General features: G+C 34.0%; 27 protein-coding genes. 15 read left to right on the plus strand and 12 right to left on the minus strand.

Features of this window, described 5'->3' with window-relative positions:
- Nucleotides 1-217: 217 nt before the first annotated feature.
- From PMN2A_RS03625 to mnmH, 3 genes are read right to left on the minus strand one after another with little or no spacing between them, the layout of a single operon-like run.
- Nucleotides 218-1,294 carry an AI-2E family transporter gene (locus PMN2A_RS03625; RefSeq protein ID WP_011293668.1) on the minus strand — a complete coding sequence of 359 codons (1,077 nt, stop codon included), beginning with the start codon at nt 1,292-1,294 and terminating at the stop codon, nt 218-220.
- A gap of 9 nt (nt 1,295-1,303) precedes the next feature.
- The gene (psb28, locus tag PMN2A_RS03630) at nt 1,304-1,645 is read right to left on the minus strand and encodes a photosystem II reaction center protein Psb28 (RefSeq protein WP_011293669.1); all 342 of its coding nucleotides are present in this window, start codon (nt 1,643-1,645) and stop codon (nt 1,304-1,306) included.
- A gap of 41 nt (nt 1,646-1,686) precedes the next feature.
- The gene (gene mnmH, locus PMN2A_RS03635; RefSeq protein WP_011293670.1) at nt 1,687-2,739 is read right to left on the minus strand and encodes a tRNA 2-selenouridine(34) synthase MnmH; all 1,053 of its coding nucleotides are present in this window, start codon (nt 2,737-2,739) and stop codon (nt 1,687-1,689) included.
- A 39-nt stretch (nt 2,740-2,778) separates the two neighbouring features.
- Between mnmH and PMN2A_RS03640 the strand changes: the two genes are divergently transcribed.
- Nucleotides 2,779-3,495 (plus strand): GUN4 domain-containing protein, encoded by a 717-nt coding sequence (locus PMN2A_RS03640; RefSeq protein WP_011293671.1) that lies wholly within the window; start codon nt 2,779-2,781, stop codon nt 3,493-3,495.
- A gap of 130 nt (nt 3,496-3,625) precedes the next feature.
- Nucleotides 3,626-4,018, plus strand: a complete 393-nt coding sequence (locus PMN2A_RS03645; protein ID WP_011293672.1) for an ATP-binding protein — start codon at nt 3,626-3,628, stop codon at nt 4,016-4,018.
- A gap of 4 nt (nt 4,019-4,022) precedes the next feature.
- Here the strand turns inward: PMN2A_RS03645 and PMN2A_RS03650 are convergent, their stop codons facing one another.
- The 3 genes from PMN2A_RS03650 to glnA all read right to left on the minus strand — a co-directional run bounded on the left by PMN2A_RS03650 (nt 4,023) and on the right by glnA (nt 6,951).
- On the minus strand, nt 4,023-4,280 hold the full coding sequence (locus PMN2A_RS03650) for a DUF6439 family protein (RefSeq protein ID WP_011293673.1): 258 nt from the start codon (nt 4,278-4,280) through the stop codon (nt 4,023-4,025).
- A 49-nt stretch (nt 4,281-4,329) separates the two neighbouring features.
- Nucleotides 4,330-5,391, minus strand: coding sequence for a class I SAM-dependent methyltransferase (locus tag PMN2A_RS03655; RefSeq protein ID WP_011293674.1), 1,062 nt, complete (start codon nt 5,389-5,391; stop codon nt 4,330-4,332).
- 138 nt (nt 5,392-5,529) lie between these two features.
- The gene (glnA, locus tag PMN2A_RS03660) at nt 5,530-6,951 is read right to left on the minus strand and encodes a type I glutamate--ammonia ligase (RefSeq protein ID WP_011293675.1); all 1,422 of its coding nucleotides are present in this window, start codon (nt 6,949-6,951) and stop codon (nt 5,530-5,532) included.
- Nucleotides 6,952-7,158: 207 nt separating this feature from the next.
- Here glnA and PMN2A_RS03665 point away from each other — a divergent pair, with 207 nt between their 5' ends.
- Nucleotides 7,159-8,337, plus strand: coding sequence for a pyridoxal-phosphate-dependent aminotransferase family protein (locus PMN2A_RS03665; RefSeq protein ID WP_049752689.1), 1,179 nt, complete (start codon nt 7,159-7,161; stop codon nt 8,335-8,337).
- Here the strand turns inward: PMN2A_RS03665 and PMN2A_RS03670 are convergent.
- Nucleotides 8,320-8,787, minus strand: coding sequence for a nucleoside deaminase (locus tag PMN2A_RS03670; RefSeq protein WP_011293677.1), 468 nt, complete (start codon nt 8,785-8,787; stop codon nt 8,320-8,322). The two genes, PMN2A_RS03665 and PMN2A_RS03670, sit on opposite strands and share 18 nt — an antisense overlap.
- A 150-nt stretch (nt 8,788-8,937) precedes the next feature.
- Here PMN2A_RS03670 and PMN2A_RS03675 point away from each other — a divergent pair, with 150 nt between their 5' ends.
- The gene (locus PMN2A_RS03675) at nt 8,938-10,308 is read left to right on the plus strand and encodes a pyridoxal phosphate-dependent decarboxylase family protein (protein WP_011293678.1); all 1,371 of its coding nucleotides are present in this window, start codon (nt 8,938-8,940) and stop codon (nt 10,306-10,308) included.
- 113 nt (nt 10,309-10,421) lie between these two features.
- On the opposite strand, the gene PMN2A_RS03680 is transcribed toward PMN2A_RS03675, so the two are convergent.
- From PMN2A_RS03680 to PMN2A_RS03690, 3 genes are read right to left on the minus strand one after another with little or no spacing between them, the layout of a single operon-like run.
- Complete coding sequence (locus PMN2A_RS03680) at nt 10,422-11,975, minus strand: DUF697 domain-containing protein (RefSeq protein WP_011293679.1); 1,554 nt, start codon at nt 11,973-11,975, stop codon at nt 10,422-10,424.
- A 7-nt stretch (nt 11,976-11,982) separates the two neighbouring features.
- Complete coding sequence (lspA, locus tag PMN2A_RS03685) at nt 11,983-12,468, minus strand: signal peptidase II (protein ID WP_011293680.1); 486 nt, start codon at nt 12,466-12,468, stop codon at nt 11,983-11,985.
- A complete protein-coding gene (locus PMN2A_RS03690; protein ID WP_225866329.1) occupies nt 12,465-13,037 on the minus strand; it encodes a biotin transporter BioY in 573 nt (190 codons plus the stop codon). Before PMN2A_RS03690 ends, lspA begins: the two co-directional genes overlap by 4 nt.
- Nucleotides 13,038-13,121: 84 nt before the next feature.
- Between PMN2A_RS03690 and PMN2A_RS03695 the strand changes: the two genes are divergently transcribed.
- Complete coding sequence (locus tag PMN2A_RS03695; protein ID WP_011293682.1) at nt 13,122-13,343, plus strand: DUF3148 domain-containing protein; 222 nt, start codon at nt 13,122-13,124, stop codon at nt 13,341-13,343.
- 18 nt (nt 13,344-13,361) lie between these two features.
- Here PMN2A_RS03695 and PMN2A_RS03700 read toward each other — a convergent pair whose 3' ends face one another.
- Entirely contained in the window at nt 13,362-14,597 is a 1,236-nt protein-coding gene (locus PMN2A_RS03700; RefSeq protein WP_011293683.1) for a M16 family metallopeptidase, read from the minus strand.
- A gap of 2 nt (nt 14,598-14,599) precedes the next feature.
- Nucleotides 14,600-15,832 (minus strand): M16 family metallopeptidase, encoded by a 1,233-nt coding sequence (locus PMN2A_RS03705; RefSeq protein WP_011293684.1) that lies wholly within the window; start codon nt 15,830-15,832, stop codon nt 14,600-14,602.
- A 359-nt stretch (nt 15,833-16,191) separates the two neighbouring features.
- Here PMN2A_RS03705 and PMN2A_RS03710 point away from each other — a divergent pair, with 359 nt between their 5' ends.
- The 10 genes from PMN2A_RS03710 to recG all read left to right on the plus strand — a co-directional run bounded on the left by PMN2A_RS03710 (nt 16,192) and on the right by recG (nt 26,205).
- A complete protein-coding gene (locus PMN2A_RS03710) occupies nt 16,192-16,917 on the plus strand; it encodes a phycocyanobilin:ferredoxin oxidoreductase (protein WP_011293685.1) in 726 nt (241 codons plus the stop codon).
- Nucleotides 16,911-17,828, plus strand: a complete 918-nt coding sequence (locus PMN2A_RS03715; RefSeq protein WP_011293686.1) for an efflux RND transporter periplasmic adaptor subunit — start codon at nt 16,911-16,913, stop codon at nt 17,826-17,828. The genes PMN2A_RS03710 and PMN2A_RS03715 overlap by 7 nt, the downstream gene beginning before the upstream one ends.
- Nucleotides 17,828-19,003 carry an ABC transporter permease DevC gene (gene devC, locus PMN2A_RS03720; RefSeq protein WP_011293687.1) on the plus strand — a complete coding sequence of 392 codons (1,176 nt, stop codon included), beginning with the start codon at nt 17,828-17,830 and terminating at the stop codon, nt 19,001-19,003. The genes PMN2A_RS03715 and devC overlap by 1 nt, the downstream gene beginning before the upstream one ends.
- 33 nt (nt 19,004-19,036) lie before the next feature.
- Nucleotides 19,037-19,729: a DevA family ABC transporter ATP-binding protein gene (locus PMN2A_RS03725; RefSeq protein ID WP_011293688.1), complete on the plus strand. Its 693-nt coding sequence runs from the start codon at nt 19,037-19,039 to the stop codon at nt 19,727-19,729.
- A 36-nt stretch (nt 19,730-19,765) separates the two neighbouring features.
- The gene (locus tag PMN2A_RS10265; protein WP_011293689.1) at nt 19,766-19,921 is read left to right on the plus strand and encodes a hypothetical protein; all 156 of its coding nucleotides are present in this window, start codon (nt 19,766-19,768) and stop codon (nt 19,919-19,921) included.
- 91 nt (nt 19,922-20,012) lie between these two features.
- Nucleotides 20,013-20,945 (plus strand): glycosyltransferase family 2 protein, encoded by a 933-nt coding sequence (locus tag PMN2A_RS03730; protein ID WP_011293690.1) that lies wholly within the window; start codon nt 20,013-20,015, stop codon nt 20,943-20,945.
- 137 nt (nt 20,946-21,082) lie between these two features.
- Nucleotides 21,083-21,775: a 30S ribosomal protein S2 gene (rpsB, locus tag PMN2A_RS03735; RefSeq protein ID WP_011293691.1), complete on the plus strand. Its 693-nt coding sequence runs from the start codon at nt 21,083-21,085 to the stop codon at nt 21,773-21,775.
- Nucleotides 21,776-21,833: 58 nt separating this feature from the next.
- A complete protein-coding gene (gene tsf, locus PMN2A_RS03740) occupies nt 21,834-22,490 on the plus strand; it encodes a translation elongation factor Ts (RefSeq protein WP_011293692.1) in 657 nt (218 codons plus the stop codon).
- A gap of 2 nt (nt 22,491-22,492) precedes the next feature.
- Nucleotides 22,493-23,692, plus strand: coding sequence for a hypothetical protein (locus tag PMN2A_RS03745; protein WP_011293693.1), 1,200 nt, complete (start codon nt 22,493-22,495; stop codon nt 23,690-23,692).
- Nucleotides 23,665-26,205 (plus strand): ATP-dependent DNA helicase RecG, encoded by a 2,541-nt coding sequence (gene recG, locus PMN2A_RS03750; protein WP_011293694.1) that lies wholly within the window; start codon nt 23,665-23,667, stop codon nt 26,203-26,205. The genes PMN2A_RS03745 and recG overlap by 28 nt, the downstream gene beginning before the upstream one ends.
- Nucleotides 26,206-26,260 lie beyond the last annotated feature (55 nt).

A 26,260-nucleotide genomic window follows, 5' to 3' on the forward strand; every position in this document is an offset into this window, starting at 1 on the left:
ATTGAAGAATTTATTATTAATAATGTAAAACTTAAAACCCTATGAAATTAAATTGCAAATAATTAACTTTAAGATTATTTAAAACTCTCTATTAAATTTAATTTGGAATCAAAGTAAGGAACTGAAAAGAATAAATTTATCTGAAATTCTTATAAATCCCTCGATACTTGGACAGATTTCTTATTAATTAATATTCATATTCTCACCACTTTTTAATTTAGATTTTTGTTGAAAAAATATTTTTTTCTAGTATGTCATTAATAATTATTTCTTTAACAAATACTTGTATTACTACTGCCATTGGAATTGCTAGCAACAAACCAAGTGGACCAAAAATAATAGTAAAAATAAATTGAGCAGTAATTGTCAAACCTGGCAGTAATTTGACTTGTTTGTGCATTATTGAAGGAGTTATTACATAGCTCTCAATATTTTGAATGATTATATATAAGCCAAGAACAGCAAGTGATTTCCATGGAGTATCTAGCAATGCAACAGAAAGTGGAAAAATAGTGCTTATCGTTGGGCCTACATTTGGTATAACATTTAATACACCAGCTATTAAAGCATTAGCGATTACAAGCTTTATTCCTAATATATAAAGTCCAATAGAGACTAGTATAGCTACACAAATTGAGCTTAGTAGAACCCCAGCCATCCAACTACTTAAGGCATTTCCGCATCTTAATAAGATTGTTCTTGCACGCCTTCTATAAAATGATGGGACTAGTAATATGGCAACTTCTCTATATGATTGAGGCTGTAACGTTATCATTAAACCAACTGATATTATAAAGATTAATTGAAGAATTCCTATTCCAACATTACTTACTAAACCAACCAACTTTGTGATGCTATCTGTTACAGCGTTGGCAAGACTCGCACCATCTGGAATCATACTAAGCTTATTAGTCAAGATTGATTGATCTGCTAAATCAGGAATATTGTCTTTATATACAAGCTCAGAAAAATTTAAGAAGGTATTTATTGATAGTTCCCATAGTTTGCTTGCTGCTGAAGGTATTTGATTTATTAACTCTTGAAACTCGCTGGTGAATTGCGGTATTATTATTACTATTGAAATACTTGAAATTAGAATTATAGAAATTATTGTTATTACTAATGATATCCACCTAGGAATTTTAAAAAAATCTCTTATTTTACCTGTAATTGTACAAAGAGCCATAGCAATTATTATTGAAGCAAAAAATAGTATGACTATTTCTTTTAAACCCCATAAAATCAATACAGAAATAATTAAAGCTGTTATTGATAGAAAGCTAGTCTGTTTCAATTTAAATAATTAATTCTGAGATAGGGAATTTGCATATCTTGAAGCGAAACGCATAAATCTCTCGAATTCTTCTTCTGAATTCCAATTATAGGTCGACTTAACTTCCTTAACATGATCTTCTGAAATAGATAAATCTATTTTTTTTGTTGAAAGTACACCTTCGGAATCAATTAGAAACATTCTTTGTACAGATTTATAATTCGTTAGTGTTATTGTTTTAGGTTTGTAAAATTTATATACGGCTTTACCTTTTTTGCCATCAAGGTTTCTAAATAAACGAATTTCAGGTTGATCTTTTTCGTTTTCCCCTTTAACAAATTGAATTGCAACATTCTCATTGATTTTAGTCATCTTTTCTTTTAATTTAATTAATAGAAATTTCTTTATGAAAACTATAAGGGATTGAGCTTCTCATTTAAGATTTTATTTAATGATGATTTTAGGCTTAAACCACTAAGATTAATTGAATTTATATTAGTTGTTTTCTTAAGCTCATATTCATAACACTTGTCATAATAATCCAGCATGGATTCACAGGCTTTTGACCATTCTTTTCTTTTAATTGCCGTTAATGCCTCTTTTGTTCTTTGCGGACCTAATCTTTTACTTATTCTATTTACAGCATTATTTAATTCAGTTTGAGAATTTTGGCTATAAACATGGACTAAATTTTTTACCCGTTCATCCTTGTCTTTAATTATTTCTATGATCGGTGCTTTTTTCATTTTTGTATACAAACTATTTGGTATACGACACTTACCTAGATTAGAACTTTCAGCTTCAAGCCATATCTCTATTGCGCTATTTTTTTGAAAGCTATCAAGAGATTCTGCGAGAATATTTTCAAATTGTTGTGTTGAAGGCTGCTCCTTCATACCTAATGAACCAAAACTACTCCCTCTATGATTAGCGATTCCCTCTAGATCAATTACATGTATATTTTCTTCATTTATATAATTTAATAAGTCTGTTTTTCTTGTACCTGTTTTACCTCCTAAAAGTCTTATTGGTAAATCAGCCTCAAATTGATTTAGGACCCATTTTCTATAGGTTTTATATCCACCTTTTAATAAATATGTCCTAATACCTATTGTTCGAGCAAGCCAGGCAAAAGCACTAGATCTCATACCACCTCTCCAGCAATATATTCGTAATGATTTGTTTTTTCCTTCTTCTTTTGTGGTGATTTGAAGGATTATTTCTAATAGATTTTTAGCATTAGGAATGGTTACTTTTAAACCATGAAGAATTGCTTTTAAGCGACTTTCTTTTTTATAACTTTTACCAATTGTCTCTCTTTCGCTATCAGAAAACAAAGGAATATTAACAGCACCCGGCCAATGACCTTGGTAAAATTCGCTGGGACTTCTTACATCAATAATTGGGCTGGCTAAATTTCGAAAATCCGTAACGGGATAGCTCGAATTGGTAGGTTTCTCTGACATAGTATTAGTGCTTAGGTCATTTTAGGCCTGCAGTTGATCATGACTGAAGAAAAATCACATCCAAGCAAAGAGAGCATAGAGGAGTTCTTGGGGGCATTTAAAATGGCTTCAGAAAGGAAACGACTCGGATTGTTAAATCGTTTAGAAGAGAGGGTTGAGGAACTTCTTGGCCTTGGATCAACTTTAATGTCTGGTTTTGATCCTGGTGTTTGTGACTGGACTCCTGGCTTCATTTTGCAAGTTATTCATAAAACTGATAAAGATTTCATAAGAAATACTCTCAATTGCGATAACCTTTCTTGGTTCGATTCCCCATCAGATGTTGGTTTTGATTATTCACCACTTCAGCGATTTTTGTTAAATGAAAGTTATGAGGATGCCGACCGCTTTACAAGCTCGAAACTTAGAGAACTTGCAGGAGAAAAGGCAGTAAAAAGAGGGTATGTTTATTTCTCTGAGGTTGATTCAATACCTTCTATTGATTTATCAACTTTGGATAAACTTTGGGTTGTTTATTCCAGAGGAAAATTTGGCTTTACAGTTCAAGCGAAAATATTAGATTCTTTAGGGGGAAGATATGACAAGCTTTGGCCTCGAATAGGTTGGAAAAAAGATGGCATATGGACTAGATATCCAAAAGCATTTAATTGGTCAATTGAAGCACCTAATGGTCATATGCCGTTGGTTAATCAACTTAGAGGAGTTCGTTTGATGGATGCGTTGCTAAACCATCAAGGATTTAAAGCTAAAAGCTAACGATTTGATTATTAATGCTTAATTTTTTTCGTAGAATACTTTTTATGACTTAAGTTGAAAAATATGCTTTTAACTTACATACTGATTTTTTGATCAGAAGATTAATTTACAAAGAATGTTTTAATTAATTGTGGATCCTTCTAAAAATTGGGCCGTATTTATTCATCCCTCTACCTTAAAACTAGCATCATTTGTTGAAACTCTTTTAGAGCCTGTAATATGTAAAGAAACTGCAAAAAAGATTGAATTGGGATTACATGAGGCTCTTGTTAATGCAGTAGTTCATGGAAACTTATCGAATCCTAATAAAGTTATTCGTGTTAGAAGAATTCTTACTCCAAACTGGATTGTTTGGCAAATCCAAGATGAAGGTTTAGGCCTAGTTGAAGATAAAAGAGTATGTTGTTTACCTTTGAATACTGATGTTAATAGTGGAAGAGGAATTTATTTAATTCATAAGTGTTTTGATGATGTGAGGTGGAGTAGAAAAGGGAATAGACTTCAGTTGTCACTAAGGAAATAAGTCTTTAATGACTTTTACACCCTGTATCTTTTATTTCTTCTTTTATCCATAATATTGCTTGATTCAGTAAGTCTTCTATTTCTGCATCATCTCCATCATTAATTAATTGTGAAATTGCCGAAATAATTAATTCAGCGCTTCTTCTTTGTTTGTTTCCTCTGAATTTATGCCAGTTGTAATTATTAAGGCTGATTTCATTATGTAGCTCTTTCGCAAGTAATTGAATTTTTTCTGGCCAAATGTATGTACTTTTTTTTAACATAATTAGATGCGTATGTGTGATTTTTTTGACATCATTTTTTTCAATAAAGTCAAACTGGCTTGTTTGCTTTCCATACTTTAGTCATAAAGTGAGATTCAGAAGTTATAGATGAAAATCCACTTTTTTCTAATCTTAAGTTTATGTTATCGACGATGTAATCTCTGTAGTAAGGTTCATGAAATATTTTGTGAAAGTTTTCCATTATTGGAGTGAACTTAGGAGAATCTTCTATTTGAATGGAGTCTGCAAGAACAAGTATTCCGCCAGGTTCTAACAATCTGAAGCATTCGTTCAAAACATTCTGGCGTGCATCTCTGGGAAGTTCGTGAAATAGAAAAACACAAGTTAATGCTTGAAAACTCGCAGATGCATAGGGCATTTTCTCTGCATTTCCTTTGGTTAGCTGAACAAGATCACCGCTTCTGGAACTTAGATATTTACTTGCTTGCTTTAGGTATGAGCCTGATAAATCAAGACCATAAAGTTCAATTTGAGGTAATGCACTTTGTATTTGCTGTAGCGTTCTTCCCGTTCCTGTAGCAACGTCTAAAACCTTTATTTTCTTCGAGCCTTCAGATAAATATTTTTTCAAACCTCTTTTTAAAGGAGATAAAACTCTTCTTCTCATAGAATCTGCAGTTCCATTGAAAAGGATCTCAACTTGTAAGTCATAAATTTCAGCAGAATGATCACTTAGGTAACCATCTGTTTGGTGATGAAAATTCTGTAAATAGTATTCAGGGTAATCTTCTTCATTTACTATTTTTGGGATTTCTCTGGTTTTATTTTTTCTTCGCCTCTGCCAAGTTTGTGGCATATCTAGCCAAACCAATGGATATTTCTTTGCCCATTCAAGCCATGGAGCTTCGAAAAGTTGTGATTTAGGGTACACGCCTGCCTCTGCTTCTCTCCAATCAATATTTTCTAGATTTTCCATTGATCTTCTAACTTCTTTAATTAGATCTTGATTTATTGGAAAATTTTCCGGAGCGGCTCCAGGTGCAAACACTTCCATTAACTTTGTACTCAACTCTTTATGAGCTAACCCAGCAATGGTTTTACCTTGTTGAAGAGTATGATATGCAATTTTTTTAAGGCTTGGCGCTGCCATGAACCAGTTACTTCTTTTCCTATTATCTAACAGATTTGATTGATTAGTGACGAGTTACCCAAAAAAAAATTAAGGTCTATGCATATTTATGCATAGACCTTAATTTTGTATCCTGAAAATTATTAGAGGAATTTATTTTTAAGCGTCGTAGTACACAGTAAATTCATGTGGATGAGGCCTTTGTCTTAGCTGTTGAACTTCTTCGTATTTAAGTTCTATCCAGTTATTAATGAAATCTTCTGTAAATACGCCCCCTTCAGTTAGATATTGGCTGTCATTTTTTAATGCCTCTAATGCATCGTTCAATGAAGAGGGGACAGTGTCTATTTTTGATAATTCCTCTGAAGGAAGCTCAAAAAGGTCAACGTCAACTCCATCTCCAGGATCAATTTGATTTTTGATTCCATCGATACCTGCCATCATCATTGCTGAAAAAGCAATGTAAGGGTTAGCTAATGCGTCACCTGATCTGAATTCAAGTCTCTTTGCTTTTGGACTTGGTCCAGTCAAAGGTATTCTTACAGCAGCTGATCGATTGCCCTGTGAGTAAACTAAATTAACTGGTGCTTCGAATCCTGGAACCAATCTTTTGTAACTGTTGGTAGTTGGATTTGTAAAAGCAAGGAAAGAAGGTGCATGTTTGAGTATTCCACCGATATACCATTTAGCCGTTTGAGATAAATTAGCGTAAGTACCTTCTCCATAAAATAAAGGTTGACCTCCTTTCCAAAGACTTTGATGAACATGCATTCCTGTCCCATTGTCATTGAAGACTGGCTTGGGCATGAAAGTTGCAGTTTTCCCATATTTCTTTGCTACGTTTCTGACGATGTATTTGTAAATCATTACATTGTCAGCTGCGTTGATTAGGGGAGCAAATTTCATTCCTAATTCATGTTGACCAGCTCCTGCTACTTCATGGTGATGCTTCTCAATGGGTATACCCAACTCACCCATCAGTAGAAGCATCTCTGACCTCATATCTTGGGCTGTGTCATTAGGTGAAACTGGGAAATATCCCTCTTTTAGTTGAATTTTGTACCCAAGGTTTCCTCCTTCTTCTACTCTCCCTGAATTCCAGGGAGCTTCTATGGTGTCAACGCTATAAAAGCTACTACCTTCTCCTGAGTTGTATCGGACATCATCAAAAATAAAGAATTCTGGTTCAGGACCAAAAAATGCAGCATCTGCAACACTTGTGCTTCCTAAGTAATCCAAAGCCTTTTGCGCCAAAGCTCTTGGGCATCTGGCATATGGCTCTCCACTCCTTGGCTCCTGAATTGAGCAAATTAAACTAAGCGTTTTGTGATGGTAAAAAGGGTCTATCCAGCTCGTTGATGGATCTGGAACCATTGCCATATCAGATTCGTTTATGGCTTTCCAACCGCGAATAGAAGAGCCATCAAAAGCAAGCCCTTCTGTAAAAGAGCTTTCTTCAATTAGATCTGAAGCTACTGTTAAATGCTGCCACTTACCATGTAAGTCAGTGAATTTTAAATCTATTAGCTCAATGCCCTCATCCTTAATTTGACGAAGAACATCTTGAGAGGTCTTGCTCATGATGAATTTGATTTGCAACAGAGATACTTAATTATGAACGTAATAAGCGATCGCATCTCTTTTTGTATTAAGACGCACTTTTTTTAGACTTTTAACAGAAAACCTTGATTATTTTTTGTCTTTTTTTGTAAATCTAGCAAATTCCTATTGCAATCCCTAAAAAAAACACCCCGACTTTGCCTATCGCCTTTTAGGCTCGGAAGATATATAAACCGATCTGTTTTCTTGGCCACTCAAATTCTTCCTTCTGTTGATAATCAACATCGTAAAGATTTTGGTCCAACTGTTTCTCCTGAAAGGTTATTGCTTGGGCCAGGCCCATCAAACGCAGATCCTGCTGTTTTGAAAGCGCTCTCTCAACCTCCTATTGGTCATTTAGATCCTTTTTATGTTGACTTGATGAGTGAGGTGCAAGAGTTGCTTAGATATGCTTGGCAAACTAGCAATCGATTGACACTTCCAATGAGTGGCACAGGAAGTGCCGCAATGGAGGCAACATTAGCAAATGTCGTTGAGCCAGAAGATACGGTATTAGTAGCTATCAAAGGATATTTTGGACATCGACTTGCGGATATGGCAGGTAGGTATAAAGCGAATGTAGAAACAATTCATAAAGAATGGGGTAATGCATTTTCACTTCAGGAAATAGAAGATGCATTGAAAAAACATACCCCGGCTGTTTTAGCAATTGTTCATGCGGAAACTTCAACAGGTGTATGTCAACCTATGGATGGCATTGGTGATTTATGCAGAAAATATAATTGCTTGCTTCTTGTAGACACAGTAACTTCTTTGGGAGGCGTTCCTCTTTATTTGGATGAATGGAAAATTGATCTGGCTTATAGTTGCAGTCAGAAAGGATTAAGTTGCCCTCCTGGATTAGGTCCTTTTTCAATGAATGAGAGAGCCGAAAATAAAATGTCTAATAGAAAAGACAAAGTACCAAATTGGTATTTAGATGTCTCTTTGCTTAATAAATATTGGGGCAGTGATCGTGTATATCATCATACGGCTCCCGTAAATATGAATTTTGGCATTCGAGAAGCGCTTAGATTGTTAGCTGAAGAAGGATTAGAAGTCTCATGGGGTAGACACCGTACAAATGCAAAATCGCTTTGGAATTCGTTGGAAAATATAGGTTTGGAATTACACGTTAAAGAAGAATTACGCTTGCCTACCCTAACAACAGTGAAAATACCTGAGGGACTTGATGGTAAGGCATTTACTAAGCATTTACTAAATAATTTTGGAGTTGAAATAGGTGGTGGATTAGGTGATCTGGCTGGAAAAGTATGGAGAATTGGTTTAATGGGATATAACTCAACCTCTGAAAATGTAGATAAGATAATAAATATTTTTGAAACTGAATTACCTAAGTTTAGATAACAAATTTTCTCTAGCTATTAATCTTTTATCTTTAAACCAATCCACTATAATCTTCCTAGATTCTTCTTCCATTATTCCTCTTTCAATCAACATTCTGTGATGTGCACTTTTATGTTCCGCAAGATTAATAGTTCCACCTAGCGCGCCTCTCTTTGGATCTTCAGATCCATAGATAATCTTACCCATTCTTGCTTGTATTAATGCCCCTGCGCACATGGGACATGGCTCTAGATTTACTATCAATGTACAGTCATTAAATCTCCAATCATTTTTAATCCAAGAAGCTTGGCGAAGTGCTACTAACTCAGCATGACCTAAAGGGTCTTTCATTGATTCTCTCCTGTTCCCCCCATAGCCAATACACCTACCTTTTTTGTCGAGAATAACTGCAGCAATAGGAACCTCCCCTCTTTCGCCTACAAGTCTTGCTTTCGTTAGCAATCTCGTCATCCACTGTATTTTTTCTTTCTGATTCAGACTGATTGGTTTTGACAATTTTTTAGATGTTTGGTGAACTATCAAATAAAATGTTTATCTAGAGATTAATCATTTTTTGGCTTGAACTGGATCATCCAATACTACAAATAGAGTTTTTTTTCTTTGGACCCTTTTGCTTCTCCTCAAAACTTAGATAAAGAACTGCGTTCTTTACTTGCTCAAGCCTCAAGTAATCTTTGTGATTGGTTTGCTGAATCAGCCAGTCAAGGTCCAATGCCCTATTCATTTGAATTGCCAGAGGTCTATCCCGCAAAAGAAGGTGTTTCTAATGATGTTTTACTGAGTGAACTTCAATTACTAATGGATGGTTCCTATCGACCATCGCATCCAGGATCTCTTGCTCATTTGGACCCACCTCCTCTATCAGCTTCAATAGCAGGAGAACTAATTTGTGCAGGTTTAAATAATAATCTTTTAGCCGATGAGCTATCCCCTAGCTTGTCTTCCTTGGAGAGAAACTTATGTAAATGGTTTTGTCACAAGCTGGGTCTTGGTGATTTGTCTGGAGGTGTAGCGGCTAGCGGTGGGAGTTTGAGTAATTTAATGGCTTTAGTAATGGCAAGAAATAATTCTGGGCTAGAAACTGATCCTAAGGCTGTTTTTTTTGCAAGTCATGATTGTCATGTTTCATTCTCAAAAGCTTTTAGGATTATGGGGCTGAAACAGGAATCTCTACAAAAAGTTTCTACAGATGAAAATGGTGCATTAAATATTTCTAGTTTAAGAACAAGTTTAAATAAAATAAAATCTCAGGGGAAGAAATGCTTTGCTGTCGTAGCGACAGCTGGAACCACTGTAAGAGGTGCTATTGACCCACTTTCTGAGATCGCTAAATTTTGTAAAAAAGAGAATGTTTGGTTTCATGTTGATGGCTCAATTGGTGGCATTTATGGTTTATCAGAAATGACTTCAGAAATTGTTCAAGGCTTAGGTTTCGCTGACTCTTTAACTATTAATCCACAGAAATTATTGGGAATCCCAAAAACTTCTTCTTTATTACTCGTAGCCAATAAAAACCATCTTTCTTCTACATTTTCAACCGGACTCCCTTATGTCGAACCAATTTCAGGAAATGACTTTCATGGAGGAGAACTTGGAATCCAAGGTACTAGATCCGCAGAGACATTGAAATTGTGGATTGGATTAAGACAATTAGGTGAAGAGGGTATTGAAAAAATACTTTTGGGCTCAATTAAAAGAAGATGTTATTTAGAATCTATAATTGACCGATCAAAATTTAAAATAATATCAGGACCTCTTCATCTTTTAGCTTTTACACCTATTAATTATAGTTCTTCTCAATCATCCGATTGGTCTCTAAAAACAAGAAACTCTTTGTTAGCTAATAAGTTTATGCTCTCTAGGCCAATGTATGGACATAGATATTATTTAAAAGCTGTTATGGGGAACCCTAATACTAAATTTGATGATTTAAAAATGTTGGCTAATCTTATTAATCATTCAATTAGTTGAATCTAATATGAATAAGGATTTTTTTAATAAAAAAAATATATTGGCTTTAATAACAGCTTTAATATCAATTTTCGTTGGCCTAATTTATTTAGCATTAGTTTTTGCTTTAGATTTTAGAGGCCCGATGAGTCCCCCTCCTTCGGAGGCCTTGATCTCGGCGGTAGCTTTTTCAAATTCTTTTCAACTAGCGGATCAATAACTCTCTCATAAGCTCTCCGAATAAAACTTTTAAAATATTCCTCCCTTTTGTTTAAGTTGTAGTGATATTCAACAACTTCTTGTATTCCTCCATCTCCCCAGTCTTGATCTTGTTGGAAATAAGTAATGAAACTTGCTCCAGCAATCCTAGTAAGCCAAGATACACTAATACCTTGAATTACTTTGCTAATAACTAATGTTGGTAGTGATAAACTTAATGTTGAACTTATTAGAGAAACCCCACCTTTAACTATACCCATAGTTGCAAGTATTTTTCCTACCGAAAGTGCTAAATTCTTTGCCCTTTCATTTGTAAGTTTAACTCCATGTATTTTAGCTATTTCTATCACCATTTGTGCATTTACAGCCGCTGCAGCGATCATATCTAAGACAGGAACTGGAGTTAGTATTAATGCACCGCTGCTGAGCCAACCATACTTATCTATACATTTTTTAGCAGATTGAGTTCTTTGTTTGATTAATAAATTTTTCCCTTCTTTTCCAATATTGCTGCATTGAAGTAAAATATTATCCGCAATTAATTCTTCACCTTCTTCATGAAGGATATTTGCTAATCTTCTAATTAAACTATTGATTTCAGGGGCTGGTTGATAAGGCTTTCTGCCATTGACTGCAATTGTCTGAGGTGATGCTGATGTACAAATAATGTCATTTGGACCAATAAAATCATTACATCTAGAATTTAGTATCTCAATTAATCTTTTTTCTTCACTTTCTCCTCTTAAATCTATTTTATTTAGCACAAGTAAAAGTCTTTTTCCTAATTTTGACAAACTCCTAATTGTTCTTGTTTCTTCAGAACGTAAATCACCTTCAATTACTACTAACATTAAATCAGATTTACGTGCTTCTATTAACGCACTTTTTTCCCTCTCTCTACCCCCTCTCCCAGCTTCTAGTATGCCGGGAGTGTCAATTATTCTTATTCCTCTTGTAAGTCCTTTAAGTTTCAGTCGGAAGGTTTCTTTCCCTCTCGTTGATCCCATTTCAGGACTAACTTTACCTACTATTTTTTTTAATAGGGCTCTTATTAATGATGTTTTACCGCTTGAGCCAATTCCAAAAACTACTAAAATAATATCTCCTCTATCTAACTCTAATGAAACCCTATCCTTTTCATCCTTTAAGGCCTTGGCCTTGACTTTGTCATTGATTAATGTGATTAAATGATCAATACTTTTTAATGATTTATCTGCGGCTTCTTTTTTGCTAATTAGCGATAAATCTAATGATTTCTTCTCATCCTTTATTTTAAAAATTGATCTTAGACTATTTTGTAACCAGTCTATTTTTTTTGTATAAGTTAAACCACCTATTATTAATACTGTAATTAATATGGCAGGTATATTTATCAATCTAATTATTGCTCCGACCAGACCTATAATTATCAAGCTAATAAAAATTATCAATACATAAAATATTATTTTTCTAGAGTTATGGATTTTCATTTGTTAATTACCATTCATTTAATTTTGATTTGTCTTTAGTTTTAATTATATCAATTATAAAACAAATTATAGCAATGTTTATTGCTATATCTGCTACGTTAAAAATAGGGAAATTAATTGGAACAAGATCTAAAAAATCAAGAACATAACCTTTGAATAATCTATCAATTCCATTACCTAAAGTACCACCTAAAAGATAGGCAAGTCCATTCAAATTCCAATAAGATCTTGGCGGAAATCTTATTATAACAGTGATTAATAATAATGAGGCTAGAATACTTATAATAGTAAGAAGGCTTGTGGAATTGCTTAGAAGACTAAATGCAGCTCCTCTGTTTTTTACTAGGGTGAAATTTAATAAATTAGGAATAATATTTTGAGATCTTTCAAATCCTAATGTATTCAATATCAAGAACTTACTGACTTGATCTAATAAAACAATGTAAAAAGAGTAAGTGATGACATTAATATTTTTTCTGTTAATTAAAGTCATTTTATTATTAAGACTCTTCTTAAGAATATAGATAATAGACTTATTGCTATACATAATAAGAGTTGAGTTGGGAAAGGTATAAAAGTATTTATTAAAATAAGATCGGATAAATTTTCTAACCAATTCCCAAATACTTTACCAATAATTAGATAAATTATACCTATGATATGCACAACACATAATGACATTCCAGTATAAAATGAATAATTAATTAAATTAGCTTTGGTATTTTTTTTAGTTAATAAACCACATAGCCATGCCGCAGGAATAAATCCTAACAAGTACCCAAATTCATGAGTTAAGATATAACCAACACTCCCTCCTCCATGAAAAACAGGTAAATAGAATAAACCTATAATTAGATAGGAAATTGCAGAAATTGTTCCTACTTGGGGTCCGCAAAGCAGTGAAGTCAAAAGGACCCCTTGGATTTGCCAATTGCTTTGTAGTGGAATAATTGAGAGAGAAAGGTCTTTTTGAGGGTAAATTATTGATGACGGTATCATTGAGCATATTATGATTAGCATTACGCCTGTTATTGCCTGTACCCAGCTTGTTAATTTGTGCAATTAATTTAATTAGCTGTTCTCATTCATTATTATTTACAAATTGACTGATATGTCAATATTATTATCTAGAACTATTTAGTCATAATGAAATTATCAGTTGGAGAAAAAGTATCCTTACAAGTTCCTCTACCATATTTAAAGACAGCTGATCCTATATCAATGCTCAGACCTCCAGATTTAGTCTCTCTTGATGAAGTTGGAGTAATTATTGGAATAAGAGCTAATGATTTATTAGAAGTTAAATTTAGAAGGGGTAATTTCTTGATTCCTTCTGAAAGACTTAAGATTTTTGGGGCAGATGACTAACTATTCAAACTTACTTGATTAAGCTTTCCAGTCTTTTAAGATTTTTCGAATAACTTCTTTGTTACTGCATACGCTTAGCAATGGGTTCTTTAAATATCTATTTGCAGCATCCTTGATTTCTTTACTAGTTATACTTTCGAGTCTTTGCAGAATTTCTTTATCGTGATCCTTGGTTAGCCCAATTCCTAAAAGATGAGCTTTATGTTCAGCTCTTTGACTAATACTCTGCAAAGAATGAGCCATTTGACCTCGATATTTTATTTTTACAAGATCTAATTCTTCAGGAGAGATTTCACTATTGATAACTTTCTCCCAACACTCCCTAAGTAATTGAAGAGTAATGATCCCTTTTTCTTCACTTGTTGAAGCGTGCATAATAAAGGGCGTTTGCTGCTCTCTAATAGGATGATAAATGCCTGCTTCATAAACTACTCCATACTTTTCCCTGAGAACCTTAAATAATAAACTTGACATTCCATAACCTAAGTAACAAGATAATAATCTAAGCAAAATATCAGATTTATTATCATATCTAATTGTTGCTTTACCAAGAAGCAGAATGACTTGCTTTGTATTCAATGAACGAGTGCAAATACTACTTCTCTGTTTGCTTGGAGTTTCTATTTTATTAATATTTTTAAATGCTTTATTATGATTACTAATTCCCTTGAATTCAATTGTGTTCTCTATGTAATTTTTTAGGTTAATTGGAAACTTTCCTGAAATTACTAAGTTCTTTTTTCTGTGAATTAATGAGCTTGCGATTGGCAATATATGTTCTTTATTGATTTTATTTATATCATCGATTGATCCCAGTGGATCATGTCCATATGGTCCATCTCCGTATACCATCTTTCTCCAGCCATCAAAAGCTAGTTGATATGTACTCTCTTTTTGTCTTTTAATGGCTTTTATTGTTAGATCTTTTTCTAATTCAAACTGATCTATTTGAAGTATAGGTTTTGTAATCATCCAACCAATTAAGGGAAGAAGTTTATACGCATCAGTTTCGACACATTTAAGACTTATTAAAAGACCATCTTCGTATGTATCACAGTTTAAATTTGCACCACAATTTTCTACAATTTCAGCGATTTGCTTATTATTGTATGGCCCACAACCTCTAAGCATTGTTGAGCTTAAGAGTTGATGAATTCCTTTCTTATCTTTTGGATCATTCCTGCTGCCATCCTCTATCCATAGCTTGGCTGACATTATATTTTTGCTATCTAGTTTGTCCAGAATTATGTTCATATTTATTTCTCAGGTTCAGCAATTAATGTAAAAGCATTTTCTGGATCAAATAATGGAAATATTAATTCTTTTAATCGTTTTATTGTCCAATATGAAATATCATCTATTGATTTTAGGATTGAATTGTGGCGCCCCCACAGAGCTTGATTCCCTAATGTTGAGGCGATTTGAGAGCTCAACTCTAAACCAAAATAAATATTATTAACGACTAATTTTTTTGCACGCTCTAAATCTTTATTAGTAACTAAATCTCTAGTTAATTCTTTGAGGATGTTATTGACATCACTTTCGACAATTTTAAGGTTTTCCTCTGGACAACTGACATCAAGAAGAATTAATCCACCCTCTTCAAGGATTTGTAAATCTATATCTATTGATTCAATAATACGTTTTTCTTCTCTTAATTCCTTAACAATAAGACTACTTTTACCTTCGCATAACATTGTGGCAGCAATTTCTGCTCCTAAAATTAAGATCTGCTCTTTTGCAGGGGGGAGTTTCCAAGCTTTCAATATTCTTCCTCCCTCAAGCCTTGGAATAGTTTCTTTTTTATAGCCTTTGTTAAAAGTAATTGTGTTACTTATTGCGGTCTCATTTGAGATTGTTTTTAATTCCTTCAATTTACTATTGTTAATTATTGATTGAACTTCGTTAGGCAAATCTCCTGCTATACATAGCGTACAGTTTTTACCTACATAATTATTCTTGTGGAATAGTTTCATTTGTTTTGGATTTATATTTTTAACAGTTTTTTCATCACCTAGTATTGGTTTCGAATATCTATGTGGTGTTAAACATCCCTTTAGCAATTTCATATAAATAATTTCATCTGGCTGATCAATATTTTGTGCGATTTCCTCTAAAACTACTTCTTTTTCCATTTCAAAGGCATCTTGTTCAATTGCAGGAAATAATAATAGTTCTAGTATTAATTTTAGTCCTTCTTCTATTTTTTCACGGGGCACCAGAACGTGGTAGTGAACATCGTCCAACCCAGTCGCTGCATTACTACTTCCACCAAGAGATTCAATTTTTAAATCGAATTCACCTTCTTTAAGGTTTTTGCTCCCTTTAAATATCATGTGCTCTAAGAAATGTGCCATACCTTCTTCATCTTTCATTTCACATAAACTTCCCCCTTTGCACCAAAAGTCAATACATGTCAACGTTGAATCTTCTATATCAGCCACAACACATGTAGCACCATTAGATAATGACCAATGTTTTACTTTCATTCTAAATTTCTTAAACACATTTAATCATTGTGCTATTTTAATATATGATAATAAGATTTCGAAATTTAAAATCAATTGATTCTAAATGTCTTAAATGGTAAAAGATTGATTTCATATTTATATCTATAATTTATTACATATTTAAATTTTACTTTTTTACTTGCTTTATTCTTAGTATCTTAATTCTTTTCCTAATTTCGACATTTGAAACCTTTGTGCTCATTAACTTGCCTTTCATAAAAAATTTTCTTATTTAGTTCTTTTGAGCCTTAGTAATCATATAATATTGAGTAAGCATAGTTATAAATAAACAGTTTCTATAAATCTTAGCCAATCCCTTTTAGCTTGAGTTCTTAGTTTTGGAGTCAGTTTTTTGCATTCAAAGTGAATTGAATCCTCTTTTGCTAGAGGCTTTCGAACTTATTAAAAATAGAATTAATTCGTTGAATGATTTAGAACCTCTATACATTGACCCTATGTTGAGCAGGATTTACAGAAAACAAAATGAAGAGAAGTTATTTATTATTAACGAATTTTATCAAGCAAAAGGATTTAGAAAAATTCATTTGGAAGTTGCAAAGCTTGGGAAATCATTGGAAATACTCCATTGTGTCTTTTTCCCTGACCCTTGCTATGACCTGCCTATATTTGGTGCTGATTTGGTAGTTAATTCAAATAATATTTCCGCAGGGATTGTTGATTTGTCACCTGTAGGCAAACATTTGCCGGATTGCTTGATTTCTCAAATGAGATCATTAAAAGTCTCTAAATTTACTGAACCTGGGAAGCTGCCAGAATGGGGATTTATCTTTTCTCCTTATGTAGCCTTTATTCGTCCAGTTGATTTTCTCGAAGAAAAATCATTTTTAGAACTCATTGACCAATATTTGTCACTACTGTTGTCCTTATTAGTTAAGGTGAAAAGGGATGAAATCAATTCTTTGGATGCAATGTGTAGGCTTAATTATCAAAAACGATATTGCCTAAATCAAAAACGTAATGATAAAACAAGAGGGATTTTAACTAAATTCTTTGGTTCTTCTTGGGCCGATGAATACATAAATAAAATCCTTTTTGAATGTTAGTGATGTTTAAATACTTATCCTTAAAAATTTTATTTCCTCTCGGCATAACACCTTTATGCGTGCTCTTACTTAGTGGATGTGATAATAAAAATTTAGAAGTAAATCAAAGTCTAAAGGAGATTCAAGTTGTTGATAGGATTGAGGGTGTAGCTGCTTTGGGCCAGTTAAATCCTTTTGGAGAAGTAAGAAAATTAGCAGCTCCAAATAGTGGAAAGGGTGGTACACCAAGATTATCTAAATTATTAATTCGAGAAGGTGACTCTATTATCAAGGATCAAATATTAGCTGTTTTTGATAATCGTCCTAAGCTTGAAGCTAATTTGAAATCTGCGAAAGCTAATTTAAATATATTAATGAGTGAAATCAGGATAAAAAAAAGGGAAATTAATAGATATCAAACTCTTCTTGAGAAAGGAGCAGTGGCGGAAATCGTTTTAGATAAGATGAAAGATGATTTGTTTATTTCTGAGACCAAGATTTCAAAGCTTAAAGCTGCCATCGATGCAATTAACGTTGATTTAGAACAAACACAATTAAAAAGTCCAATTGATGGAATCGTTCTGCAAATCTTAGTTCGTGAGGGAGAGAGACCAAATTCGTCTGGTGTGATTAATGTTGGCGCTAACCAATCAATGGAAGCGCTTATTGAAGTGTATGAATCCGATATAGATAGAGTTCAAATGGGTCAAGCTGTTGATTTAATTAGTGAAAATGGAGGCTTTAATGGCTCATTAAGTGGTCAAGTGACTTTGATTAGCCCACAAGTCAGGCAAAGAAGAGTGCTCTCAACTGATCCAACTGGCGATGCTGACTCAAGGGTTGTTGAGGTTCGAGTCAAGCTTGATAATTCATCAGCCAAAAAGGTCTCTCATCTAACTGGAATGAAAGTCATTGCTCGTTTTCAGCCGTAGTGGAATTAAAAAATATTTTTAAAAAAAGAAAAATACCTCTTGCTTGGCTTTTGCTGACAAGACAACCTTTAAGAATATTGGTAGCCATTGCAGGGATAGCATTTGCTGGAATCTTGATGTTTATGCAATTAGGTTTCAGAGATGGTTTGTTTGATGCGAGTGTTACTGTTCATAAGTTGTTTGACGCAGATTTGGTATTAATTAGTCCTCGCTCAAAAAGTTCAATAAGTATGAGTGGGTTTCCTCGACGAAGATTAGTTCAAGCAATGGCACATAAAGATGTGACTGGAACAACTGCGGTTAATTGGAATTTTCTGCTTTGGCGAAATCCTGAAAATTTATCAACTAGATCAATTCTTGCTTTAGGCTTTGAGCCAAGTAATCCATTGTTGATTGATTCTGATTTTGAGAGAAAGGCTAAAACTTTAAAAAACAAAGGTAGGGTTTTATTTGATGATCTTTCCAGAGATGAATTCGGACCTATATCACCATGGTTCAAATCAGGACGTGTAGTTGAAACTGAAGTCGCAGGTAAAAGAGTTAGAGTTTCTGGGATAGTCAGTCTAGGTCCTTCCTTTGGCGCAGATGGGAATTTAATTACTAGCAGTGAGACATACTTAGAATTATCGCCAGGTAATCCTAAAGGAAGTATTGAAATTGGTTTAGTAAGATTAGCGAAGGGATCTGATATTGAAAAAGTTGTTCGCTCTTTAAATATAAGTTTGCCTAGTGACGTTAAGGTTATGTCTTTGAAATCATTTATAGATTTTGAAAAAAATTATTGGAAAAGTAGTACATCCATTGGATTCATTTTTACATTGGGAGCAGCAATGGGATTTATTGTTGGTTGTGTAATTGTTTATCAAATTCTTTACAGTGATGTCAGTGATCATTTACCTGAATATGCAACCTTAATGGCTATGGGTTACAACTTAAGAACCCTATTAGGAGTTGTAGCTAGAGAAGGATTCATTTTATCAATAATGGGATATATTCCTGCTTATCTTGCAGGACAAGCTTTATATGCTTTGGTTAGATCTTCAACTAAATTACCTGTTGAAATGAGTTTTAGTAGAGCATCAATTATATTTTGCTTGATACTTTTTATGTGTATGGGATCAGCATTAGCAGCTATGAAAAAATTGGCAGATGCTGATCCTGCTGAAATATTTTGATGAATAAATGAATGTTTTAAATTTAAATTACTTATGAAAAATATAAACAATAAAACTTTAGATATTTCTTCTTTGAATCATTGGTATGGGCATGGAGAGATGAGAAGGCATGTTCTCCAGTCTGTCTCAATGGAAATTTCTCCTGGTGAGGTTGTTTTGTTAACGGGACCTTCCGGATGTGGAAAAACCACTCTTTTGACTTTGATTGGAGCTCTTCGTAAGGTTCAAGATGGTGAACTTAAAGTATTTGGTAAACAACTTTTTGGAGCAAGCAGAAAAACTAGACAGAATCTTAGAAAAAATATTGGAATGATTTTTCAGGGGCATAATCTTTTGAGATGTTTAACCGCTGAACAAAATGTCCAAATGGGTGCAGACCTTTTAAATGGATTTTCATACAAAGCTCGAAGGGCTCAGTCTAGAGAATGGCTTAGAGCTGTTGGATTAGAAGACCACTTATCTAAGCTGCCGCATGATTTATCAGGTGGGCAAAAACAGCGAGTTGCTATTGCCAGAGCCCTTGCCGCTAGACCAAAATTACTTTTAGCGGATGAACCAACATCTGCATTAGATAGTTCAACTGGTAGAGAAATTGTTGATTTGTTAAAAAAACTAGCCTTAGAACAATCCTGTTCAGTGTTGATGGTTACGCATGATCCAAGAATATTGGATGTGGCAGATCGTCTCTTGCAAATGGAAGATGGTCAAATATTGCCCTCTGTTTAGTAAATTAGTTAGATATAAAATTCAAAAGCACTTAGTATGTCAAAAAGACGAAATCTTAAGAAAGAGAAGCAAGAGAGAAACAGAGCTTATGCTAGGAAATTTAAGAAACGTAAGCTTCGTAATGATGGTAGAGGAGAAGGCGCAGGTAATGGCGTTACAGGAACTGCAAATAATGGTGGAGCTGCTGACTAATAAATTGAAATGCAATTCTAATAATATTTTTTTTAAATCCTTTAATTTAAAGTTTTTGAAGAAAAAAATTGATTCTATTTTTTAATTTAGGATGTTAATTAGCGTTGTTATTCCGACTTACAACAGACTTCCGATACTAAGAAAGTGTCTAGATGCTTTAGAAAATCAAATTTTGAATGTTGAAATTCATTCTTTTGAAATTGTAATAGTCGATGATGGATCAACAGATGGGACAGTTGATTGGCTAAAAAATAATATTGAGACCTTTCCTCATTTAAGGCTTTTTGAACAATCCCATGGAGGGCCTGCTCTAGGAAGAAATCTTGGAGTTGAAAAGTCAAAAGGTGAATTAATTGTTTTTATAGATAGTGATCTAGTTGTTGATAAATTTTTCCTAAGGAACCATATTGATTCTTTGTTCAGAGCCTGGAAAAAACTTGGGAATAGAAAATGTTTTACCTATGGATCTGTCATAAATACTTCTAATTTTAGTAATCCAAATTCTGAACCTTTTAAACTTCAAGACTTGTCTTGGGCTTACTTCGCTACTGGAAATGTTGCTATTGATAAAAAGCTTTTAGAAAAATCAGGTCTTTTTGACAACTCTTTTCGACTATATGGTTGGGAAGATTTGGAACTAGGAGAAAGACTAAGAAATATGGGCGTTAAACTTATTAAATGTCCAAGAGCTATTGGATATCATTGGCATCCTGCTTTAGCTCTTGATCAAATTCCTCAATTGATTCGAATTGAAAAAGAGAGAGCAAAGATGGGATTAGTCTTTTATCGTAAGCACCCAACTTTGAGAGTGAAATTTATAATTCAATACACTTTTATTCATCGTTGTCTTTGGGAAATTTTAACTTTTGGTGGACTTATTAATACAAAGTCAGTAAGACCTCTTTTGGCTTTTCTAATAAATAATGGTCAATCTGGTTTGGCTATGGAATTGTTAAGACTTCCTCTCAATTTGATTGGAGTGAGACAAATTTTTAGAGAAGCATCATTAATTGGACTCCGATGAGCCATGGTTTGTTAGATTAGTATTGCAATCTAAAACCGCACACCTGACTGTTTCGGGTGATAAATAAATATTGATTCTTTAATCATTATTTAAGTTATCCCTGTTGGGTGGAGGCGAACCCGGAACCCACAAAAAACATGGCTGTAGTTTCTCTCTCAGAGATGATGGAAGCTGGTGCTCACTTTGGGCATCAGACAAGAAGATGGAATCCCAAGATGTCCCGTTACATCTATTCTGCTCGTAATGGGGTTCATATTATTGATCTCGTTAAAACGGCTGTTTGTATGAACAGCGCCTATAAATGGACAAGAGGAGCCGCAAGAAGCGGTAAAAGATTCCTTTTTGTAGGTACCAAAAAACAAGCTTCCGAGGTAGTTGCTCAAGAAGCTATTAGATGCGGAGCTTCATACGTCAATCAAAGATGGTTAGGAGGTATGCTTACAAATTGGACAACAATGAAAGCAAGAATTGACAGGCTAAAAGATCTTGAACGAATGGAATCGAGTGGTGCTATTGCAATGCGCCCCAAAAAGGAAGGAGCCGTATTACGTAGAGAATTAGAACGATTGCAAAAATACCTAGGTGGACTTAAAGGCATGAGACGTCTTCCTGATGTTGTTGTTTTAGTTGATCAAAGGCGAGAAACAAACGCTGTTTTAGAGGCCAGAAAACTCGATATTCCATTGGTGTCAATGCTTGATACTAATTGTGATCCAGATCTTTGCGAGATTCCAATACCATGTAATGACGATGCTGTTCGATCTGTTCAACTCGTTTTGGGTAGATTAGCTGACGCTATCAATGAAGGGAGACATGGACCCAATGAGTAGATAGCATATTTATCTAATAAATTCTTAACTTACCTTTTTCTCACTACCCCAAAATAAAATGGCGGAAATAACAGCTAAACTCGTTAAAGAACTGCGAGATAAGACATCTGCAGGAATGATGGATTGTAAAAAAGCCCTTATTGAAAATAAGGGTGATATGGATAAGTCTATTGAGTGGTTAAGACAAAAAGGCATTGCTAGCGCAGAAAAGAAATCAGGTAGAGTTGCCGCTGAGGGCGCTGTAGGAAGTTACATTCATACAGGTTCTCGTGTGGGTGTTCTTCTAGAGCTGAACTGCGAGACTGATTTTGTTGCTAGAGGTGATTTATTTCAAGGCCTTTTGAGAGACTTATCAATGCAAGTAGCCGCTTGTCCAAGTGTTGAATATGTAAGTGTTGATCAAATTCCAGAATCAATTGCCAACAAAGAGAAAGAAATAGAAATGGGAAGAGATGACCTCTCTGGTAAGCCTGATCAAATAAAAGCTAAAATTGTTGAAGGAAGAATAGGTAAGAGATTGAAAGAAATGGCTCTCTTAGAACAGCCATTCATAAAAGATAGTTCAATAAATGTTGAAGAGTTGGTAAAACAAGTTGCTGGTAAAATTGGCGAAAATATAAGAGTTCGTAGATTTACCAGATATATACTTGGAGAGGGGATTGAGGTTCAAGGACCTGACTTCGCAGAAGAGGTCGCATCTATGACTTCAGGTTGATCTTGTCTAAAAATAAGCATTTATTTGATTCTAATTTTGATCCTTTAGATCAAATAAGTCTTCTTAAGGAAAAATGTAATAATATATCTCCTCATTTATATAAGGTAAATTCTTTTTATCTCGAGGAAATAAGAAACTACCTTCCTCAAACCATAAAAACGTCATTATTTTCTCTAATTACTGATAGGGCTGGAGACAACTTTGGTTTGTCGACAGTCAGCTCAAGAAAAAAATTTCAGTTGGAAATTGATAAATTAGTATCAGAGAATATCTCACTCATAACAATTGAACATTTAAATGAATTGGCTAGGAAAATTGATGAAGAAAATATTCGTCATTTAAATAATGCTAAAGACGAAATATCAAATGCCTCAAAAATAAAAAATGATTCTGAAAAATCAAAATCATTTAAAGGTGCTAATTCAATAAATATAAGTGCCATTCCGCCATTGGAGCAATTATCAATTACTGATGGATGGAATTGCGAATTAAAAGCTCCATATACAATAGATGATAAAGAACCTTACCTGAAAAGTAAAATATCAGAAAATGAAGACCCTATTAAAAATATAAATAATGAATATGATTCATTAAAAGATGATGTTAAAAATATAGATAATTTTAAGTTGAGAAGTAAAGATATTGAAATTTTACAATCAATATTTGAATTGACTGATGAATCTAATTTAAGCGACTTTGATTCAAAAACAGCAGATTTATATAATGATCCTAACCCTTCTGAAGATTCGAAAAATAATCGGTTTTTACCTCAATCACCAATTGGATTATATGAGTGGATGATTTCTATAGACACAGCTTTGGTTAGAAGATTGCGTGACCTTTCACATTCCATTAATACTGAGCTTTTAAAATCTGGCTTGGTAAATACACTTGTCCCAATTAACATTTTAGATGCTGCTTTATCCGGCCAATTAATTTCTTCTAAATCCATATCTAATATTCTTACTTTTAGATTACCAACGACTAATCCATTAGATACTGGTGGGTTAGACATTGACTGCTTGCTAATTACTCCTGCGGATATGGAATTTGATAATCCAAGACTTAGAAAAAATAGAACTCATATGAAACATTATCAAAATGTACTTTTAGCTATGATTAAACAACAACGTTACTGGCAAGGTCGCTCCATAGCAGAAGAGGTTAATAAAAAATGGTGGAAGGATACAACAAAAATATAACCAGCTCTGATTCGAAACCTACTCCCGATCGTCAATCAAGTGAATTAACAACTTGGATTCGATCTTTGCAACAAGCTTTAACAGTTGAGGTTGATCACGGCTTTATTAATATTCAAGGCAGAACAAATAAATTTTCTAATTTTGTAACTGGATATTTATTAAGCGGTCCTTCTACAGCCGTTAACGAATTTGATTTTTCTAGATTACAGGAATTGGCCTTAGATTATGAAAAATATCAAACTATGTCTACAGACGATAGACGTAAAATAATAGTTCAAACCAGACAGGCTCTTCATACTCTTTTTAAATATAAGGAAGGTGAAGAGAGAGCCGAGCCTAACAAATTAAAAATAAGAAGATCTCAAGAATCTACTTTGCATAAGAGAAGTTCTTCTGCATATTCACTAAGTTTACAAAGTACGATTTCTTCTGTTAAAGGTGTTGGCTCCAAACAAGCTGAGAGATTGTCTACATTAGGTCTTATTTTGATTCGTGATCTCATTAATTATTTTCCTCGTGATTATGTTGATTACTCTTCATTAAAAACGATAGATAAAACTCAAGCAGGTCAGAATGTAACGATTGTGGCAAAAGTTAGACGATGCAGTTCATTTAAAAGTCCTAAAAATCCAAATCTTGCAATTCTTGAGTTGTTTATAAAAGATAAGACAGGAGGAATGAAAATCACTAGATTTTTCGCAGGTCGTCGGAGTAGCAGTATTGCGTATGTAAAATCTCAACAAAGCTTGTATCCTGTTGGTGCAACTGTTGCGGTAAGTGGGTTGGTTAAGGAAAGTAAATATGGTAAATCATTAAATGACCCTTTAATAGAAATTATCGATAGTCCCAACGATTATTTGAAATCTAGAACTATTGGTCAGATATTGCCTGTGTACTCTTTAACGGAAGGTATTACCGCTGATAAGTTCAGAGATCTAATACAATCGATACTTTATTTGACATCTAATATTAAAGATCCACTGCCGAAAGAGACATTAAATAGGCTTGATTTACCTAACCGGAAAGAAGCTTTTTTTCATATTCATAATCCTGAGAATTCAATGACCTTAGCTAAAGCAAAAAGAAGAATTGTATTTGATGAGTTTTTATTATTGCAGCTTAGTCTTCTTTTAAGACGTGATTTACATAAGAAATCTGATTCTCCTCAACTAAGTATTGAGCCAAATATTAATAGCCTAGTTGGGAAATTCCTGAGTATTCTTCCATTCTCTCTGACTAATGCTCAAAGAAGGGTTTTAAAGGAAATTGAATCAGACATAGTCAAAGCAGAGCCAATGTCTCGACTATTACAAGGCGATGTTGGTAGTGGAAAAACTGTTATCGCTATTTCAGCACTTCTCACTGCAGTTCAATCAGGATGGCAGGGTGCTTTTATGGCTCCAACTGAGGTACTCGCATCACAACACTTTCAAACACTAAGTAAATGGATTCCTCAACTTGAGATTAATGTTGATTTGTTAACTGGCTCTACGCCAAAGTCTCGTCGTAAACAAATTCTGACTGATTTAGTAAATGGCTCTACAAAAATTCTTGTAGGAACTCATGCCCTATTTGAAGACCCAGTTGTCTTCGAACGACTTGGCCTTGTAGTTGTCGATGAGCAACATCGCTTCGGTGTTAAGCAGAGGAATAAATTGTTGAACAAAGGTTTACAACCTCACTTGCTAACGATGACGGCGACACCCATTCCCAGAACCTTAGCGCTTACTTTGCATGGCGATTTGGATGTTAGTCAATTAGATGAGCTTCCTCCTGGTCGAACTCCCATTAATACTCAGCTGATATCACCAAATGAAAAAAAGTATGCATATGATTTGATCAGGAGTGAAATTAAGAAAGGACATCAAATCTATGTTGTATTACCTTTGATTGAAGAGTCTGAGAAACTAGAACTTAGTTCAGCTGTAGACGTACATTATCAATTGTCTACTGAAATTTTTTCAGAATTTAATGTTGAATTACTTCATGGCAAAATGAAAAGTGTAGAAAAGCAAGAGGTTATTCAGAATTTTATTAATAAAAAAAGCGATATATTGGTATCTACTACGGTTATTGAAGTAGGTGTTGATGTCCCAAATGCAAGTGTAATGTTGATAGAAGATTCTGATCGTTTTGGTTTAGCTCAATTGCATCAACTAAGGGGCCGAGTAGGAAGAGGAGCATCCAAGTCATACTGTCTCCTGAGTCATCAAAATAAAAATAAATTATCTAGACAAAGACTGGACGTTCTTGTGAACTCTAATGACGGATTTGAAATTTCTGAAATTGATTTGCGTTTTCGTGGACCTGGACAAGTCTTAGGTACTAAACAATCAGGCTTACCTGACTTTGCTCTGGCATCATTAGCTGATGATGCTGATGTCCTCGAAATTGCACGGAAGGAGGCCCGAATTATTTTAGATTCCGACCCTCTGCTTTCAAACAACTCAATGCTTCGTTTGTCAATCAAAGAGCAGTGGGACAGACTAAAAATTGGTAATAAATTAAATTAACTTTTTTTATGAGTTATTACTATTGAACTCATTCTTTTTGAAGGTAAGCTTAAGG

The sequence above is a fragment of the Prochlorococcus marinus str. NATL2A genome (genome assembly GCF_000012465.1).
Taxonomy (GTDB): domain Bacteria; phylum Cyanobacteriota; class Cyanobacteriia; order PCC-6307; family Cyanobiaceae; genus Prochlorococcus_B; species Prochlorococcus_B marinus_B.